Here is a 19,151-nt window from a genome sequence, read left to right as displayed (position 1 = left end):
CGCGTCATCCCGCCGCCGGTCCCGCAACTGCGAGATCGCCGGTCAACAGCATCGAATAGTGAAACGGATCCGGCAACCCGCGGCAACTCAGCGCCATTGAAGGAAACCCTTCGCCTCCTGCGGTCCACCAGAAGCTCGCGGCGGCGTAGACCTCGGGGGCGGCGGTGCAAAGTGTGGCAAACGTTCCCGCGAACGCATCGATCGCCGACCCCCTTGCTACTGCGGTGGTACCAAACGAAATGATCGATGGACCGCCGGCGGCGGTCTCCCGCAATCGCGGCACCTCAAGACGATCCAGGGCGTCGGATATCTGCTCGAAAGTCGCGGTCTGATCCAAGGTCGAAAGCAGGAACGCCTCCGCTTGCCCGAACCATTCATCCTGCGGGTCGATGTTCGGTGGTGGCAAGCCCCCGCCCTCGCGCGCCATTGCGTGTAGCGTCAATGGATAGTACCGCCCGACCCCGTCGAGCGATGGCATGATCGCTCCTGTGACCGTGGTACCGCAGATCGTCGCGCCGAGCCAAAATCGCCAAACCGGTGCGGTCACGAAGGCCTGCCGCCAATCTGCGCCCAGCTGGTGACGACTTGCGGACAGCGCAGCCTGCACCCACGGCTCCCAGGCTTCAAGGAAGCTGCGCGGCGTCGCGATTGCGATAAAGTCGCGTTTTGCACCGATCTTGCCGAATAAACCGCAGCGCATGGTCATATTCCCGTCGGGCAGCGAAACTCGCGGAGCACTGACATGTTCAGGGGATTGCGCAACGATCCGGTCGAGATCTGATAGTTGAGCTCGCGTCCGGCGACGATGAAGGTCGCGCTGGCAGTTTCCGCCTTCGCCACCAATGAACCGGCTTCCAGCATCCGGAACAACGACCAGGGACCGGTTCGCTCGAGGACGGAGGGCGGGCCGGTGTCGTTGCTCACGGAAATTGCCGTTCGCGGCGACGGGCCGGGCCATAAGACCGTCGTCGGCGCGTTGCTCTGTGGTTGCGGCGCAGGCGGGGGTTGCGGACCGCCGAACAAGGATGACGTCGCCGGTCCGGGACTGGTCGGGCCCGTAATCGTGGTACCGCCGATCTCGGTCTTGACGGTCACGCCCGGTCCGGCTGAACCGGGCGGCCGAATTGCGAACGATACCGCCGGCACGGCCCCACCCGTCTGGAAGAACGCATCGCGGATATAGGCGGCATTCTGGAATTGCTTGAGCGTATCCGGAGAAAACGATCGTCCGACGGGACTTTCCTTCCGCCAGACCCAGTCCGACCGAGACGTATCGGCGTAAGGGGCGAGGTATTGGGCGAAGAACTTATCCATGATCCCGTTCGGGCTGAATACCTTGGCGAAGTCCGCGAGCGGAACCTCTTGGGTGCTGCCCCGGACGAACGGATAGCGGTTGGTCACCGTCTGTTGGCAGGCCGGCGTGACCTGATCGCGCAGCGTCTGCAGGATCTGTCCCGCGGTCGAGGCCGCGATGCTCCCTTCGAACTCGGCAGCCGCCGCTCGCAGCATGTCGGAGAACGGCGGAGGCATCCGCGAGGCATTGTTGCGAAGGGCCGCGACCTGGGTCTGAAGCGCGGCAGTCGCCTGCGCGGTCAGTTGCGGATTCTCGATGATCAGCGTGAGGCTCTGCGCGATGTCGTTCAGGTTGGCGATGGTCGAGTCGATCGGCCGGCGTGTACTCTCGCCTTCGAGCACGGCGTGGTAGGGTTTGAACTGTGCCTCGATCGTCGCGCCAGGGGGACCGTCCTGCGCATTTGTGAACAGTGCTGGTGCCGGTGGCACGGCAACCGCCGCCGCGGGTGCCGCGGAGTTCGCCGCCGTCTTTGGGCGTTCCTTTGTCAGCATTGTTTCGTCGCGAACCGATTCCAGTATCTGCCGCATCGGCGAGGTCGGCGCGGAAAGCGCTCGCAGCACCTCGTATTTGGGCTTGTCGGCGAGCAGCTTCTTCAGGCGCAGGCTCCCAAGTGCCGTGCGCCAGGTCGTCACGAAATCGTTGGAATAGATGCTGAGCAGATCGCTCGCCAAATTGTCGTATTGCTGCTCGATGGCCGACTGCTGACCGGCATCACCCAAGACCCAACGTTCCCGCTTCATCCGCTCCGACAGTCCAGGCAGCCGCGCCACGAACTTCTGATGGAAGCCGTTATACGTGAAGAACTCCGGCACCCGCACGGCATCAAGCGGCTGCCCGGTCGTGGATTCGAACACGACGGCCATGTCCGGACCACCGCGCCGGCTGGCGATCCAGTCGCCAGCTGTCGACGCACGCGCCTCCGATTTCAAGAACTCGTAGGCACGTTGCGAGACGCTCAGGCGCGCGAGGGAGCTCTGGGCCTGCTTGATCAATCGGCCGTCGAGTTCCACCAGCGGGGGCTGTTCGGTCTCGAGGTCGAACATCGCTACGAGGTTGTCGTCGAGCAGACGCCGCCCTTCCGCATTGGTCGCGCCGGGATAGAGGTTGTCGGCCCAGTCACGCTGCATCCAGGAGCGGATCAGCTCGCGGTCCGGCGACTGCAGGCCACCAAGCATCAGGTAGACCTTCAGCGCCTCGTAAACGAAGGCCGGCTCGTTGATGCGGGCGTTGAGCTGCTCCTCCAGGCGATAGAGAAGGCGCGGCCGGAACATGCGCTCGAGCGCCGTATGATAGGCTGCTTTCGAGGGCGATAGCAGCCGGGCGTGCTGACTGAGCCCATAGCGGGCCGACAGAGGCACCGATTCGTTGCGCGATCCGTAGCCCGCCGGTGCATTGCGCAGCCGGTAGAGCAGCGGCAGCACCTTGTCGAGATCACGATCGGCGATCAGCGTCTCCTTGATAAGTGGCGCTCCGGCGGTCGCATACTCCCCGTCCGCCTGCAGGCTCTGCTCGATCAAATCGGAATTGCGCTTGTAGCTCGTCAGCCAGGCTGCGATCAGCCCGATCGAGACCAGTCCGATCAACGACAGCGCTGCGGTTTTCAGGATCAGTGCACGGCGTACCGCGGCGCGGTCGGTCGAGACCCAATCGGCCTCGCCGATGATGACTTTGGAAATCAGGTCTGCCAGGAAGTAGCTCTTGCCTGTGCCCGAATAGGATCCGGAACCAACCTCCTCCGCGCCGAACGTACGCGCCAACGATCCGATCAATTGGTCGATCGGCGTGCCTTGCTGTGTGCCCGAAGTGAAGTAGAACCCGCGCAGGTTCGCATTGACGTGATAGCGCGTCGGCTCGAAGATCTGGTTGAGGAAGTCGTGGATCTGGGGTTTGAGCCGCGCCATCTGCGCCGGGAAACCGAACAATTGCACACGATGCTGCGGCGTCGGCTCGTCCTGCAGACGATCGAGCGTTTCCTCGCTCAGGCGCTCCAGCAGACGGTCGAACTCGACCGGGATCTGCCCCACCAGATTTTGGGTCTTGTCGGCGGTCTGGAACGTGGCACCCCAGACCTGACGGCGGCCAGCCTCGCCGAGATAGGCGAAATATTCGGTGAAGCCGGCAACGAGATCGGCCTTGGTAAAGAGCGCATAGACCGGGAAGCTGACCTTCAGCCTTTGGTGCAATTCGAGCAGGCGCATCCTGATGGCGTCGGCGTGGAGCGCGAGCTCCTGCTTCGGTAGCGTCAAGACGTCTTCGATGCTGATGGCGACGAGAACGCCATTGATCGGCTGGCGGGACCGGCTCTTCTTCAGGATATCCAGGAACGCCAGCCAGCTGTCCTTGTCGGCCTTGCTGTTGGAATCCTGGGTGGTGTAGCGGCCGGCCGTGTCGATCAGCACCGCTTCGTCGGTAAACCACCAATCGCAATAGCGGGTACCGCCGACCCCGGCGATCGCCGCCGGCGTCGCGCCACGCGCGAGCGGAAATTTGAGGCCGGAATTGACCAGCGCCGTGGTCTTGCCGGCGCCGGGCGGGCCGATGATGACGTACCAGGGTATATCGTAGAGATAGCCCGACTTGTTGCCACTGGCGGTCTTCAGCGTCGCGAGCGCATCCTTCATGCGCTCCTTGAGCACCGGCTCGTCGCTGACCGGCTGATCCGCACCGGCGATACCGTCGGCAATCTCCTTGGCATTCTTGCGCCGCCTGAACAGATTGAGGCCGACGACAGCTGCCACGGCCGCGGTCAGCAGCAGAATAGCGATCTGGCGGACGATATGGTTCTCCAGCGGCCGCCAATCGCCGAACGCGATGAAGGGACCGGCGAAATAGATCACCGCGCCGAGCGAGCTGAGCCCAACCCCGTAGAGAATGATGCGGATAATGTCCTTGGCAAGCATCTAACCGTACCTGTCGCAAACCGCGTGAGCCCGCGGTATCTGCCTATTCACTGCGCTCGATAAAGATCTCGACGCGCCGGTTCTTGGCGCGCCCCTCAGGTGTCGTATTGCTGGCAATCGGCGCGTCGGCTCCCTTGCCCTCGATGTCGACGCGCGAACCATCGGTCATGCCAGGCTTGAGTGCGGCGGCAACCGCCTTGGCGCGCTCGACCGACAACTCGAAGTTCGACGGGAAGCGCACCGTGCGGATCGGCGAACTGTCGGTATGGCCGACGACGCGGATCCGTCCCGGCTCCTTGTCGAGTGTTGCCGCGACGCGGAGCGCGACCGGCTTGAAGCCGTCGAGGATGGTGGCCTGACCCGAGGCAAACAACGCGAGGTCGCAGACCCTGATCACGATGAAGCTCGCGGTCTGGTCCGCCGTCATGGCGCAGGCGGTGTTCTCCTTCGCCAGGGCGTTTCGGATGCGCTGCAACTGGGTGATGCGGTCCGGTGGCGGCGGAGGTGGCGGCGGTGGCGGGGGTGCAACGATCCGGCGCTTGAGCTCGATCGGACCGTCCGGATGCAGCGCGAGCGCGACCTCGGCAGCATTCTCCGCCCGGCCGGCCAAAAGCGTCCGAAGGACGAAATAGGACCCGGTCAGCAGCGCCGCAACCACGGCCGCGACCAGCCAGACTGGAACACGCAGACGCTGCCGGCGACCCGCCAGCGCCTGCCCGCGCCAGTTGGGCGACAGGTCACTCATCGTTTTGGGCCGGACCCGGCGCAGCAACTCGTAGAGGTTACGCTGGATCAGCTGCAGGTTCGCAAGCCCGCCTGCCGATGTACGGTGAATGCCCTGGAAGCCGAGCGCCAGGCAGGCGTGCTGAAGCTCGAGCACCGGATAGTTGATCAAAGGATCAACTTTCAAATGGTCGAGGATCTCGAAGAAGCGGACGCCACCGACCCGTTCGCCGAAGAATCGGCTCAGCATCGAATACTGCGTCCAGACGTGGCGTTCCTCGGTCGGGATATGCTGCACGATATCGTCGGCCGTGGCGCATAGGATGTATTTCGCGGTATTGGCCTGATACTCGGAAATGCCCGCTGAACGGATATCCTTTTCGAAGAACTTGATGGCGTCGGCGACCTGCTCCATCAGGCTCGCGAATGACGCACGCATGAGCGCCACCCGCAAGCGGCCAAGCAATTGGAGCAACGGGCCCGCAGCGCGCATCACCGGATTGGCATTTGGCGCGACCAGATCGTCGACGCGCAGCGGCGGTCCGGGCGGCAATAGAGGCTGCGGCGCCTGGTTTTGCGCGGGCGTCGAGATCCATTCCTCGGTCGGATGGCTGACCGGCGGGGCTGCGTAACCCGAGCCCTGCGGGACGGGAGAAAAGGACGGCGGCGCTGCTGGCGTGTCGCGAGACGGTACGGGCGATGGCGAATAAGCCGGACGTGCCGCAGGTAGCTCGCCCGCCGGAGGCTGAGGGGTCGGTGCCGGCGGCAACTTCCCGCCGGGGTTGGGACGGATGATCGTCCGTTCGCCCCGACCGAAAGGATTGACCGGCTTGTCCCTGTCGCTCATGGCCTGTCTTCCAGGATGGCCCAAAGGTAAAGCTCGAGCTCCGGCCAGTCGCCGGAAAAGTGCATTCCAATCGAGGCCGCAGTGCTGAACTCAGGCCACAACGGCGACTTGCGGTCGAGATAGAAATAGACGTGATCGGTGATGGCACGGATGTGCGGCGGCGGCGTCGGCAAATGCACCAACGTCAGACCCGGCAGGTTTGCGTGCACGATCTCGTTCATCTTCGTGTTCGGCCCGACCTTGAACAGGTGCGGGAAATCGTTCTGGATCTCCACGAGCGGCCGCCGTGCGGCAACCTCCAGCACCAGGGTCGCAGTTCGGAACAGCGCCCGATCCCGGATCGGCGATACGAAGGCGTTCTGAGCGCGTTCGATGATCTCCAGACGGATCGCCCGCCGGCCGAGCCGTGCGCTCAAGAAGTCCTGGATGTCGCTCACCAAGGGCGTGAACACGTTTTCGAGATCGTCGTGATCGTACGCCGGATAGTTGCGCGCGCGGCGCTCCGCCGTCGCAAACGTTGCAAGTTCACCCGCGAACCTCAGCAGCTCCTCGTACAGCCGCTCGGGGTGCACGCTGCCGGAACGCTGGAAATGAGTCAGCACGGGAATGGTGCGGTTCAGCACTTGCAGCACCAGATAGTCGACGCTTTGTAAGCCGCCTCCAGACGACGGATCGACCGCGTAACGCGCAAGCTCGTCGAGCTTGGTCTCGACCCAGCCAATGACGCGGTTGAGCCAACCGTCGATGACCGGGTGTGCAGCGCAGACCAGCATCGGCGGCACGAACTTGTCATCGAACAGGATGTTCTTGTCGCGCACTTCCAGAATGCGCGCGATGCCGAGGCCCATGTATCCGGGCTTGCTGGTCTTGCGCAGCTCGAACGACAACCGCGGATAGGCGATGTCGATCTCCTCCTCTATGCGCAGCGCCGAGGTCGAGTCGATGAAGGTCTCCGACGTGCGAACATAGCGACTGGCGCTGTCGGTGCGGTCCTCATCGACCTCGCGGGTATTTGGCGCCGCGACCGGCATCATCAGCCAGACGATCTGGCCCGCGGCCGTTTCCGGCACTTCGATCGCTTCCGGGATCGGGCTATCGGCGGGAATATCGAACGGCGTTCCGTCCGGCATGACGCCGGACGCATTGCGCACCGCGAACTTGCTCTGTTCGGTAAGATCCTTGTCAATCTCGAGCTGGGCAAAGCCCCAAGGGTACGGCGTGGTGTAGCGAACGCGCTTTTCCAGCAAATGTTCGATGTAGCGGTCGTTCTGCTGCAAATGATGCGGTCGCAGAAACAGACCTTCCGACCAGAAAACCTTGCTGTACCAAGACATTCCTGCATCCACTTAACAAATTGTCGGCGACCGCACGGCCGCCGGTAGTTCACTTTGAATCAGCCTTATCGGCACGGTCGTAATAGTCGGCGAAATGCAACATAAAGATCTCGATTGGCGCGCTGCTGTCGCGGCCGAGATGCGCCTTCCAGCGCGTCAGGAATTCGTCCCAGAGCTTGCTCTTGTTCGTTCCGAACCAGGAGTTTGCACCGCGCTGAAGCTCGAGTTCGCGCGCCATCAGCGTGGGATCGATATCGGCGATCAGCTCGTGGACAGCGTGCTGCATCGCCATATACGTCCTCAATTGATGTGATTTGAGGTCGCCGAAGGCCTGCGCCAAGGCGCGTTGCGCGTCGAGGTAACTGCGCGTCCGCGGTCCGAAAAGAATGCGCAACGCCTCTTCCGAGGTCGGCGAGAACTTTAGCGGATTGTTCTCGATGGCCTGGACGGTGGTCTGACTGGTGCTGCGTGTCAGCTGCTTGGCCTGGGTTCGCGCCTGCAGCAGCGCCATCAGATTATCCACGGTCATGCGCAAGATGATGCCAAGCTGTTCGGCGAGCTCAGCATCGGTCTGGTGCGCAAAGAAATTGTCCGGCAATCCGGCAGCGCGCGCGACCATCCGCGTGAACTCGACACCGCCGGTTGCCATGGCGGTGACGGGTTCCTCCGCTGGCGCCTGCGGCGGGCGGGGCGTCTCGGCGCGCTGCCGCGATTGCGGCGGCTGGGCAGCCGCTGGCTCATCATCGGTCCAAACGGACGGCCGGCGCGGGGTCGGCACGGCGGGCGGACGCTCGACTTGGGGGCTCGGGACGGCGACCGGACCGGCTGCCCAACTCATGTCATCCTGCCCGGAGGGCTGGTAAGAAGACATCGGCGACGAACGTCGAACAGGATCGACGCCCGGCGCCGGGACGCTGGCCGCCCAATCCAGAAATTCCGGATTCACGGGCCGTGCAGCCTCACGCGGCTTCTTCAACTGCTGCGGGTCGATCGGCGGCGGTACGTCCCGATCGGCGGTCCAGAGCTCCCCGTAATCGGCATATTGCTGGACGAGAGGTTCGTGGTGCTGCGCCTCCTGGTTTGGGGCGCGCCCGCCGGCCTCATCCTCGAGCGAAACTGCGATGATGTAATGGCCGATCGTGAGCCGGTCACCGTCGCGCAGGCGGTGCGGCCCCCGCAGCCGCTGGTCGGCGCCATTGAGAAAAGTGCCGTTCGTCGAGACGTCGTGCAGCCAATAGCCGCCGTCGCGAAAGTGCACCTCGCAATGCTTTCCGGAAATCATCCGCGCCGGATCCGGCAGCGTCCAGTCGAGGTGACGGTCCCGGCCAATATCGACCGAACGCCTGCCGGTGACCGTAAATGATACAGGTCCGCCATCCGGAAGGTTCGGTTCGTTCTCGATATTAAAGCGAAGCACCATCGCATCGTCTCGTCAGCGTGGAGGGCGCGGTTCGCCGCGTGCTAATTGAATACCATCCTTCAGGCATGTCGTCATTATTCGGTCCCGGGCGTCACGGGGAAGCCGGCAAAGGCCGATCAGCAGGGCAGCCCGCACCGCCCGCGCTGCTTGATCGGGCTTGGCTTCAACCGGTGCAAATTCCGCGGGAACCACGCTTCCTCCAGACCAGCCGGCCGCCAGCGCGAGCCATGTTGCCGGCTGCTCGGGGTCGTTGGCATTGCCGACGGCCAGCGCCTTGTTCCGGGATTGCTCATCCGATTGGTGGACCCAGGTCTCGGCGAAATTCAGCGACCTGCTGTCGTTGGCGTCGAAATGGTCGAACATCCGTCGCAGCGAGCGGCACCCCCACGCGACGGCCACGCGCCGGGGGAGCAGGTAGGCGCAGAAGGATACGGCCTGGTGCCAGTTGCGCGCGTCGGCGGCCTCCTGGAGGAAATCCAGCGACGGCTTGTCGGCGTCGGCCTTGCCAATATCATGGCGCGCCATGGGAAAGGCTTGAAGCAGATCCTGAACCGTACCGAACCGAACCTGACCCATAACCATCAGCCGACAAGGGTTGGAGTGCCGTGGGCGGCCAGCGGACCGCCGGCGGATAGTGCCATGGCGGCCTGCGCCGTCATGGCGATCGTCGGCGCGTTAATGATGATGCCTCCCGGGGTCAGGATAATCTGGCTGGGACCCACCTGCAGGGTGATGTTGGCATTCGCCGTCAGCGTGATGCTGAGGCCTGCATTGACAGACTGGTCCATGGCCAGCGTGATGTGCTGACCGCCCAATTCGATATCGAGCTTGTCATTGCCGTTCTTGAGCGTTGTCTTGCGGGTGTCACCGCCAAATGCAGCTTCGCCGATGGTCCGAGTTTCGGTGTCGCGGACCGTCACGTCATGGTCCTTCTCGGCATGCACTGTGATCTTCTCGGATCCCTTCTTGTCCTCGAAGCTCCACTCGTTGAAGCCGCCGCCACCTTTGGTGGAGTCCGATTTCAAGCCGCCAATCGTCTTTTTCGACGGCAGATCGTAAGGCAGCTTGTATTCGTCATTGTACACGGTGCCAATCACCAGGGGCCGGTCCGGATCCCCTTCCAGGAACTCGACAACGACTTCCTGTCCGACACGCGGAATGATCTGACCGCCCCAGCGCTTGCCGGACCAAACCTGCGCCACGCGCAACCGGCACGACCGCTTCTTCTTGCGATCCCAGAAAAAGCGGACATAGATTTCGCCGAGCGACTCGACGTCGATTTCCTCGCTCGAATTGTCGTCCTTGGTCACCACTTTGGCGGTCTGGACGCCGTTGATCCTTGGCTTCGGTGTCATCATCAGCGCCCGAAACGGCCGATCGCTCGGCAGAAACTCGTAGCTGCCGAAATAGACGTGTTGCCCGGCGTCGCTGGGACCGCCGGTGCGATAGGATTCGACCGAGAAAGAATGCGTGGATCGCACCACGAGATAGTCGATGTTCTGCGAATCCTTGGAATGCTTTTCGAGCTTCGTCAGCCCGCCGGGGAACAGGTTGACGGCGTCGCCGTTGCCGCGGCGCCGACGGTCCATCGCCTGCTCGGCCTGGAGCTGGATCTTCGCGTAGCGCTCGCCGTCCGATTTTTCCTTGAACTTGCCGGGATAGTCGTAAAACTCCATCTCCGACCGGGTGTAATGCTCGGTGCCCTTGGCGTCGCTGATCATCTTCGCGTTGGGCTTCTGATAGTTGTAATCGTTGAGTTCGATTTTGCCGGTGCGAAACCGGCGCTCCGAAACCCATTCGTAGATGTGCTGCTCGCCGCGACGGTCGGCTCCCGTCAGCGGGATGTAGGGAATCGTGGCAAGACCGCTGATCGGGCTGTGCGACGATTTGGAGTCCGCCAGCACGAGCGTGTGCTTGCCGCCCTCATGCTTGAAGAAATAGTAGATGCCGTGCTGCTCCATCAGCCGGCAGACGAAGTTCAGGTCAGTTTCGCGATATTGAACGCAATATTCGAGCTTCGGACAGGAGCCCTCTTCGGTCAGCTTGGATTCATAATCGGTGAAGCCGCGTTCGTTGAAGACCTCCTTGATGATGTCGGGCGCCTTCTTGTCCTGGAAAATCCGGCAATCGGTGGTGCGCGACAACAGCCATAACCAGGGTCTCAGCACGATCCGATAGCTGAAATAGTCGTTCTTCACCCCGAGCCACTGGGCCTCGGTCAAAATGCCGCTGAACTCGCGCTCCTTCTCATGCAGCTTTATCTTCAACGTGCACTGCTGACCGATCGCGCGATCGAAGTCGAGGTCGGCATCTTCGCTGAGACACTCGATACGGTATTCGAACAGTTCGCTGAGACCTTCCGAGCCCTCGAATCCGGCAAAAACCAGAACGTCCTTGCCGAGAGGGGTCTTGAGTTCGCACAGACGGGTATCCTGACTAAGCTGGCCCATGTGGGCTTAAACTCCCTCCTCCGATCGAATGACCCGCCGCGCAGAGCTGGTCAAACGCAATGCAACAACCACGGGAATCCTAGGCGCGCTTGCTGCGCCGGCAGGTCCGCCCCGGCACAGGTCTTCTCGCGCGTCCACCAGGATAGCCCAAAGGGCCACCCCCGCTATCAGGTAGTCGGCTACAAGCGCTTGCCGGTTCACGCAGAAATGGCATGATCTTCGGGAATGAACCAAGATCGGAAGGCGCCTCACTCACAGGAGATGATCGGATCATGATCCACTACCTGATGCGCAAGTCGTCGTTGGCAGGCAGCGGCACGTGACCGAGCAGATGGATGGGCCCTTGCATGCTTGATCTGGCTTTACTGACGCAGCCCATTGCCGCTGACGATCCCTGCGGGCCGGATCTCGACGCCATAGGGGACGTCGAATATCTCAACTTCTTCGCAGGTGCGGAATCTCTCCTCCCGATGTCGTTCTTCGAGGTCGTCAACGCCAATGGAGAGCGTGGGCGCTTCGATCCAAAGGCGGTCGATTTTGCCGGGCAATTTGCCGCCGCGGAGCCGCTTCTTGCGCGCACCCGCGACCTCCGCCTGAACTTGCTGCTTGCCAAATTTGCCGTCCTCAACCGCGATCTGGACGGCTTTCTCTGCTGTCTGAAGGCAACCCACTTGCTACTTAACGAGCATTGGGAAGCGGTACATCCCAGAGACGAGGACGGCGACTACGCGCTTCGCGCCGTCACGGTCGAATCGATCGACGTCTTCCCGACGGTCATCAACCCGCTGCAGTTCCTTCCCCTGATCGAGAACCGCAGACACGGCACCCTCAACTACCGGGCCTATCAAGTTGCAATGGGCGAAATTCCCGCGGGCGGCGCCGACGCCGACGCGCCCGATCTTGCAACCATCGAGCGTATCGTCGGCGAGGCGGATCTCGATACGCTCAAGGCAACCAGCGCCCGATGTTCCGCAGTCGCTGCCGAAATCGCGGGTATCAAGGAGGCCTGGCACGAAAAGTTGAACGGGGGGCCTTCCATCAGCTTGGACAGGGTCTCCGGCTTGGCGAATGGCATGGCGGCTTGGCTTGCAGGTCTGGTCGCGTTGCGCGATCCGGCGGCGGCAGTTGCGGCAGGCGCGGAGAGCGTCGAAGCTGTGGAGGCACAGGCGCCGCTAGCCACGACCGGGGAGTTGGCTTCTTCCGCCCAGGCCTCCGCAGCGCTTGCGACGGTGGCCGACTATCTTGCCCGGATGGAACCATCCAACCCGGCGCTGCTCCTCGTGCGTCAGGCACAGGAGATGGTCGGCAAATCATTTATCGAGGTTATGCGGATGCTCGTGCCCTCGCACGTGGAGATCGCTGCGATCAACATCGGGCGCGACAAGGTCTTCGACTTGCCGATCGAACGGATGGCGGAACTGGCCATCCCGCTCTCGACGAGCGCCGATAACAACGATCAAGACGTTGTATTTTCAGTAGAAAATCGAGCGCAGGCCTTGGGCCTGCTGGCAAGGGTGGCGTCGTTCTTCCGAAGCGCCGAGCCTTCCAGCCCCATCCCGTTTTTGCTCGATCGCGCGCGCGACCTCGCGCAACGTGATTTCCTCAGCCTTTTGAATGATGTTTTGCCGGAGGGAACGCTTAAAACAATCGACAGATCACATTGAACCGAGTTTTCGCCCGAGGGCACTAATCTGACACGAGACTGTTTGCCGACCACAACTCAAAGCGCCCTCGTCGATCCCGTGTCGGCGTCTAACGCGATTTCGTAGTGAGGACACCATGGCTACAGACAGCGGTCAAAAATTCATTCGCCGAAACCGCGCACCGCGCGTTCACATCACATACGAAGATCCGTACGACGCGGAGCGGCTGATAGAATTGCCGTTCGTCATGGGCGTCCTATCCGACCTCTCCGGCAACAACCCCGGCGTCGAGAAAACGAAGGTCGAAGAACGCAAATTCCTCGAATTCGACATGGACAATTTCGACAACCGCATGGCCGCGATCCAGCCCGGCGTGACGGCACGCGTCGCCAATCGTCTCACCGATGGGGCGGACGAAAAGCTCTCGGTCAACCTGCGCTTCAACAAGATCTCCGACTTCACGCCGGTGGCAGTCGCCCGTCAGGTGCCGGCTACTGCCAAGCTGCTCGAGGCGCGCGAACAGCTCGCCAACCTGCTGCGCTACATGGATGGCAAGGTGGCCGCCGAGGACCAGTTGAAGAAACTTCTCGCCGACCCTCAACTGATGGCCGCGTTGCGGGAGCGCGCGAGTCAACCTAACGAACCCGGCACCGAGAGCTAAGGGAAGGAATGGGGACCATGGCAAAAGAAGCGGCTCATAAGGAAACCACCACCCAGGTCAGCACCGTCGAGGCTGACGAGTTTTCCGCTCTCTTGAAGCAAAGCTTCAAGCCGCGCACTGAACGTGCCGCGACCGAAGTCGAAAATGCGGTGTCCACGCTCGTGCAGGAAGCGCTGAAGGACACGAGCGTCATCAAATCGGACGTGCTCGACACCATCGAGGAGATGATCGCGCGGATCGACCAGAAGCTGACCGCGCAGATGAACGAGATCCTCCACGCCCCCGAGTTCCAGGCGATCGAAAGTGCCTGGCGCGGCCTCCACTACCTCGTCTTCAATTCGGAGACCGACGCCAACCTCAAGATCCGGGTGATGAACGTCTCGAAGACCGAGCTGTATCGGAATCTGCGGCTTTACCCCGATGCGCGCTGGGACCAGAGTCCGCTGTTCAAGCAGATCTACGAGTACGAATTCGGCCAATTGGGCGGCGAGCCGTTCGGCTGCCTGATCGGCGACTATTATTTCAGCCACCTGCCCACCGACGTGCAGTTGCTGCGCGATCTCAGCAAGATCGCAGGCGCCGCTCACGCGCCCTTCTTCAGCGGCGCCGAGCCGACGCTGATGGGAATGGATTCATGGACCGAGCTGTCCAACCCGCGCGACATCGGCAAGGTGTTCGACACGCCGGAATATGCCGCCTGGAAGGGACTGCGCGATCAGGACGACTCGCGCTATCTCGGTCTGTGCATGCCGCGTGCCCTCGGTCGCCTCCCCTACGGGGCGAAATCAGAGCCCGTGGAGGAGTTCGCCTTCGAGGAGGAGACGGACGGGCACACCGGCGACAAATACGGCTGGATCAACGCCGCCTATGCGATGGCCGTCAATATCAATCGCGCCTTTAAAGAATTCGGCTGGTGCACACGCATCCGCGGCGTGCAGTCCGGTGGCGAAGTCATCAACCTGCCGACGCACACGTTCCCCACCGACGATGGCGGCGTCGACCTGAAATGCCCGACCGAGATCGCCATCAGCGATCGCCGCGAGCACGAACTTGCAAAGGCGGGCCTCATCCCGCTGATCCATCGCAAGAACACCGACAAGGCGGCGTTCATCGGCGCTCAGTCACTCTATAAGCCAAAGAAGTATTTCGGCGAGAAAGGCGTGGATGCCACCGCGTCTGATAACCTGTCGTCACGACTGCCCTACATGTTCGCTGTGTCTCGCTTTGCGCACTATCTGAAGTGCATGGTTCGCGACAAGATCGGATCCATGAAGGAGAAGGATGAGCTGACGGTCTGGCTGCAGACCTGGATCAACGAGTACGTTGATGCCAACCCAGCCCTGTCGTCAGAAGCTCAGAAGGCGCGCAAGCCGCTAGCCGCTGCGAAGGTAGAGGTCATAGCAAACGAGGAGAACCCGGGATATTACAACGCGCGCTTCTTTCTTCGTCCACACTTTCAGTTGGAGGCGATGGACGTCGGCCTCAGTCTGGTTTCGCGCCTGCCAGGCCCCGGATCCTGACGCCGCAGCATCGCAACCGTAAACATGCAGAATTTTGAAAGGACTATGCTATGGCTGTCGATATTTTCCTGAAACTCGATCCGATCAAGGGCGAGTCGCTGGACGACAAGCACAAGGACGAAATCGATATCTTGAGCTGGTCGTTCGGCGAGAGCCAGACCGGCTCCTTCCACAGCGGCTCCGGCGGCGGCGCCGGCAAGGTCAGCATTCAGGATCTCCACTTCACCCACTTCGTCGACAAGGCCACGCCGGAACTTTTCAAGGTCTGCGCCAACGGCAAGCACATCGACACGGCGATCCTGACTGTCCGCAAGGCCGGAGAACATCCGCTGGAATATCTCAAGATCGAGATGAAACACGTCATGGTCAGCAGCGTATCGACGGGCGGATCGCACGGCGAAGAGCGCCTCACCGAAAACGTCAGCCTGAACTTCGCGAAGGTCAAGATGACCTACAAGACCCAGACGGAAAAAGGCGGCGCTGGAGCTTCGCCGACGTTCGGCTGGGACGTTCCTGCCAACAAGGAATGGGCCTGATTTTCGGCCCCTTGCTTGGCGCCGGTTGCGAACAGCGCAAACCGGCGCCAAGCGTTGCAATTTTGATCGTACCTTTCGGTCGGCCGTCGTGAGCCGACCGCCTGCTGAGGCGGCCTCGGAGATCGACTAGCGCCCTACCGAATTGCGTGCGAGCCAGGCGTCATGGGGACCGTAAATGACCATTGCACCAAAGAGGGATCGACTCTCTCCTCCATTGATGCTGGCCTTTCGCTCGGCCCATGAAGCGCGCGATGCGCGCAAGAAGATCAATCTGCGCGACGAGTTCGGTGAGCGGGTCATTGCCGGGCGTCGCAGCACGGGTCGCTTTCCGATCTCGGAAACGCTGCTCCGGCGCGAGGTCTCCCATGACCTCGAAACCCTCCTCAATACCATTGCTCTGGAATCGACCCTGGACCTGATCGGCCGGGATTGCGTGCGGACATCGATCCTGAACTACGGCTTCCCCGATATCGCCCATCGATCGATCGACGAGGTCACCGACGACGAACTCACCGACGCGCTACGCGCAACGCTGACAACTTATGAACCGAGGCTCGACCGCAAGACGATCCGGGTCCGCCGCGACGGCTCGGTCGGCCCCGAACAACTCAAGCTGCGCTTCATCGTTCACGCAGACCTGAAGACCGAGCCGCTCAACGTCCCCGTGGAATTCGTCGCCGACGTCGATCTCGACAGCGGCGACATTCAAATCAACCGACTTTAACATGAATCGCGAATTCCTGGATTTCTATAACCGCGAACTGTCACTGCTGTACGAGCAGGCAGGCGATTTCGCCGAAGAATATCCTGGCATCGCAGAGCGCCTCGGCGGCCTCGTTCGGGAGCGGTCGGATCCGATGATCACGGGGCTGCTCGAAGGCGCCGCATTTCTCGCCGCCCGCGTTCAGCTCAAACTCAAACACGAATTCCCGGAATTCACTGCCAATCTGCTTGAGCAGCTGGTTCCAAACTACCTTGCCCCTACCCCGTCGGCCATGCTGGTCACGGCACGACCGCCCTATGCCGATCCGGCGCTGCGCGACGGCAAGAAGATCGCACGCGGCGCCTATTTCGACGCCACCTACCGCGAACGAGAGCGAAGTCTTTCCTGCCGATTCCGACTTTGCCGCGATATCGCGCTCTGGCCGTTTGATGTCACCGGCGCAGAGTATTTCTCAACGGCAGGCGCGCTGCAGGCGCTTGGGATCTCGGTCGGCAGCGACGTCATCGCTGGACTGAAGCTGTCACTGACGCATCGTACTGCGGCCCGGCTCGATGAGGAACCGCCGGACGCAGAGGCCCGGACCAAGCCGGAAACCTGGTTTGCCGGCTGCCGCGTGAGCGAACTCCCGATCTATCTGTCCGGCGCGGAATCCGACGCCATCGCGCTTTACGAGCAGTTGATCTCGAATTGCAAGGGCGTCTACTTCCGCCATCTTGACGACTTCGGCGACCCGGTGGCCACCCGCGCACCCGACGACTGCGTGCAGCAAATTGGCTTCGAAGAGAACGAGCTGCTCTTTCCCAACGACAATCGGGTCTTTCGCGGCTCGGAGCTGCTGCGCGAATATTTCATGTTCCCTCGCAAGTTCCTCGGTATCAACCTGACTGGACTCCGCAGCGTGATGCCACGGCTGCGCAGCAAATCGGTCGACATCGTCTTTGCCTTCGATGAACACAATTCACGGCTTGCCGCTGCGGTGCGTCCGGATATCTTCAAGCTCTATACGGCGCCGGCGATAAACCTGTTCGAGAAGACGAGCGATCGCATCGTCGTCAAGTCGAATACGCACGAGTACCATGTCGTGCCGGATCGCAGCCGCTATCTGGAATACGAGCCGCACCAAGTGCTCGAAGTCTACGCCCACTTTCCGGCAGAAAAGGACAAGCGGCCGGTGCGCCCGCTGTATTCGGCGGCCGTCGACCGGACCAGCGGATCGGTCGAAGGGCTTTATTTCACTGTGCGCCGGTTGCCTCGGCGCCGCACCGTCGAAGAGAAGACGTACGGCGCATCCTCCGACTACACGGGGACGGACATGTTCCTGTCACTGCTCGAGCCCGGTGAACTGAGTGGTGAAGGCTCGGTCGCCGAGCTCAGCGTTCGGGCGTTGTGCTCCAATCGCCATTTGACCGAGCATTTGCCGGTCGGCCAGGGCGGCGCCGATTTCCGCCTGCTGGACGATACCTCCCTCGATCTCATGTGCGTCGCGGGTCCCACCCCGCCGCGCGAGCCGGTGGTCGCCCAGTTGCGCAGCCGGAGCGAGATCGCCAACAGCGGGCTTGTCAGCTGGCGGCTGATCAACATGCTGAGCCTGAACTATCTTGGCCTCGTCGAACGCGGTGGCGGCAAGAACGCCGGAGCGCTGCGCGAAATGCTGTCCTTATTCGCCGACCAGTTTGATGACGCCACAGAACGCAAGATCCGCGGTGTGCGAAGCATTGAAAGCCGGCCCGTGGTGCGGCGGGTGCGTGAGCGCACGGGCAGCGGCGCAGCGCGCGGGCTGGAGATCACCGTCACTCTCGACGAGAAAGCATTCGAAGGCAGCGGCGTGTTCTTGCTCGGCGCCGTGCTGGAGCGCTTCTTCGCCGATTATTCGGGCTTCAATACCTTCACACAGACGGTCATCTCGACGCCGGAGCGCGGCGAGATCATGCGGTGGCCGCCGCGCATGGGCACGCGGAGACCGTTGTGACGCTGACCGAGCAGATGAAGGCCGAACCCTGGAGGTTCGATTTTTTCAATACGTTGCGCCAGCTCGAGCGGGCCAATCCGGGTCGGCCGCGGATCGGCGACAGTGCCACACGCCGCGACGAATATGTCGACCTCGGCCAAGCGCCCTATCTGGAGTTCCCCGCCTCCAACCTCGCGGCGGTCGACGACCAGTCTGGCCGGCTCAGAATACTCGTCAAATTTCTCGGCCTTCTAGGACCACAGGGCGCGCTGCCGCTTGCCACCACCGATGAAAGCCTGGGTTGGTGGCTGATGCGGGATGACGCATTCCCGCGCTTCCTCGACCTGCTCAACGGACGCTTCCTGCAACTCTTCTTTCGCGCCTGGGCTGACGCGCGGCCGATCGCCCAGCATGATCGACCAGCGGAGGATCGCTTCATCGCCTATGTCGGCTCCTTCGCTGGCCTCGGCTCCGACGTGTTCGCCGATCGAGACACCGTACCGGACATGGCGAAGCTCAGCTTCGCTGGCCTGATCGCCCCGAGGGCCAAGTGTGCGTCACGGCTGACGCGGTTCCTGCAGGGGTTGTTCGACGTCAAGGTCGAGATCGACGAATTTGTCGGCACCTGGCTCTCGTTCGACCCGAGTCATTGCAGCCGCCTTGGCGGGACGCATGCCAGAATCGGCCGGGACGCTCTTCTGGGCTCACGCGTCTTCAGCGTCGAGGACAAGATCAGGGTTCGAGTCTTCGTCAAGAATTTTACTCAATACGAGCAGTTCCTGCCGACCGAAACACCCAATTTGTCGGAGCCACTGGCAGATGCCTTGTTCTTCTACATTGGCGATGAATTGGAATGGGAGGTGGAACTCGCAATTCCTGCGGGAGAGGTCATCCCGGTCAGGCTCGGACAAAGCGGACGGCTTGGTTGGACCACCTGGGTTTCTCCGAACTGGACCTCGACGGAAGAATTTCGCCGCGATGCCCGCTTCCAGCTCGGCGAGCGCCTGAGGGCCCGTCGGGCCGCCGCGGTCGATGCGGCCGCGATTTGAACCTATCCACCGCGCCGATCGCCATAACACTAGGGATTTGAC

The 19,151-nt window shown here is 62.0% G+C and carries 14 protein-coding genes; 7 read left to right on the top strand and 7 right to left on the bottom strand.

From position 1 onward, the window contains the following. Nucleotides 1-4 precede the first annotated feature (4 nt). The 7 genes from tagF to UNPA324_RS15720 are packed head-to-tail and all read right to left on the bottom strand — an operon-like array spanning nt 5 to nt 11,028. Nucleotides 5-706, bottom strand: coding sequence for a type VI secretion system-associated protein TagF (gene tagF, locus UNPA324_RS15750; RefSeq protein ID WP_141935081.1), 702 nt, complete (start codon nt 704-706; stop codon nt 5-7). Next, entirely contained in the window at nt 703-4,254 is a 3,552-nt protein-coding gene (gene tssM / locus UNPA324_RS15745) for a type VI secretion system membrane subunit TssM (protein ID WP_141935080.1), read from the bottom strand. The genes tagF and tssM overlap by 4 nt, the downstream gene beginning before the upstream one ends. Nucleotides 4,255-4,297: 43 nt before the next feature. Continuing rightward, entirely contained in the window at nt 4,298-5,824 is a 1,527-nt protein-coding gene (gene tssL, locus UNPA324_RS15740) for a type VI secretion system protein TssL, long form (protein WP_128917631.1), read from the bottom strand. Beyond that, entirely contained in the window at nt 5,821-7,158 is a 1,338-nt protein-coding gene (gene tssK, locus UNPA324_RS15735) for a type VI secretion system baseplate subunit TssK (protein WP_164936004.1), read from the bottom strand. The genes tssL and tssK overlap by 4 nt, the downstream gene beginning before the upstream one ends. Nucleotides 7,159-7,207: 49 nt before the next feature. Next, on the bottom strand, nt 7,208-8,578 hold the full coding sequence (gene tagH / locus UNPA324_RS15730) for a type VI secretion system-associated FHA domain protein TagH (RefSeq protein WP_141935079.1): 1,371 nt from the start codon (nt 8,576-8,578) through the stop codon (nt 7,208-7,210). Nucleotides 8,579-8,590: 12 nt separating this feature from the next. Beyond that, on the bottom strand, nt 8,591-9,154 hold the full coding sequence (locus tag UNPA324_RS15725) for a DUF6931 family protein (RefSeq protein ID WP_128917634.1): 564 nt from the start codon (nt 9,152-9,154) through the stop codon (nt 8,591-8,593). Nucleotides 9,155-9,159: 5 nt separating this feature from the next. Next, nucleotides 9,160-11,028 carry a type VI secretion system Vgr family protein gene (locus tag UNPA324_RS15720; RefSeq protein WP_128917635.1) on the bottom strand — a complete coding sequence of 623 codons (1,869 nt, stop codon included), beginning with the start codon at nt 11,026-11,028 and terminating at the stop codon, nt 9,160-9,162. Between the two features lie 347 nt (nt 11,029-11,375). Between UNPA324_RS15720 and UNPA324_RS15715 the strand changes: the two genes are divergently transcribed. From UNPA324_RS15715 to tssG, 7 genes are all read left to right on the top strand, one after another. Next, the gene (locus tag UNPA324_RS15715; RefSeq protein ID WP_128917636.1) at nt 11,376-12,692 is read left to right on the top strand and encodes a type VI secretion system protein TssA; all 1,317 of its coding nucleotides are present in this window, start codon (nt 11,376-11,378) and stop codon (nt 12,690-12,692) included. A 115-nt stretch (nt 12,693-12,807) separates the two neighbouring features. Beyond that, on the top strand, nt 12,808-13,332 hold the full coding sequence (tssB, locus tag UNPA324_RS15710; protein ID WP_128917637.1) for a type VI secretion system contractile sheath small subunit: 525 nt from the start codon (nt 12,808-12,810) through the stop codon (nt 13,330-13,332). A 17-nt stretch (nt 13,333-13,349) separates the two neighbouring features. Then, nucleotides 13,350-14,852, top strand: a complete 1,503-nt coding sequence (tssC, locus tag UNPA324_RS15705; protein ID WP_164936005.1) for a type VI secretion system contractile sheath large subunit — start codon at nt 13,350-13,352, stop codon at nt 14,850-14,852. Between the two features lie 50 nt (nt 14,853-14,902). Beyond that, nucleotides 14,903-15,388: an Hcp family type VI secretion system effector gene (locus UNPA324_RS15700; protein ID WP_128917639.1), complete on the top strand. Its 486-nt coding sequence runs from the start codon at nt 14,903-14,905 to the stop codon at nt 15,386-15,388. Nucleotides 15,389-15,563: 175 nt separating this feature from the next. Next, entirely contained in the window at nt 15,564-16,112 is a 549-nt protein-coding gene (gene tssE, locus UNPA324_RS15695) for a type VI secretion system baseplate subunit TssE (RefSeq protein WP_141935078.1), read from the top strand. 1 nt (nt 16,113) lies between these two features. After that, nucleotides 16,114-18,081 (top strand): type VI secretion system baseplate subunit TssF, encoded by a 1,968-nt coding sequence (gene tssF / locus UNPA324_RS15690; RefSeq protein ID WP_128917641.1) that lies wholly within the window; start codon nt 16,114-16,116, stop codon nt 18,079-18,081. Then, nucleotides 18,045-19,109, top strand: a complete 1,065-nt coding sequence (tssG, locus tag UNPA324_RS15685) for a type VI secretion system baseplate subunit TssG (RefSeq protein WP_141935077.1) — start codon at nt 18,045-18,047, stop codon at nt 19,107-19,109. Before tssF ends, tssG begins: the two co-directional genes overlap by 37 nt. The last annotated feature ends 42 nt before the right edge of the window (nt 19,110-19,151 follow it).

Source organism: Bradyrhizobium sp. UNPA324 (assembly GCF_006658635.1).
GTDB classification, from domain to species: domain Bacteria; phylum Pseudomonadota; class Alphaproteobacteria; order Rhizobiales; family Xanthobacteraceae; genus Bradyrhizobium; species Bradyrhizobium nanningense.
Note: the sequence above shows the minus strand (reverse complement) of the source record. Positions and strands in the feature narration are given on the sequence as shown.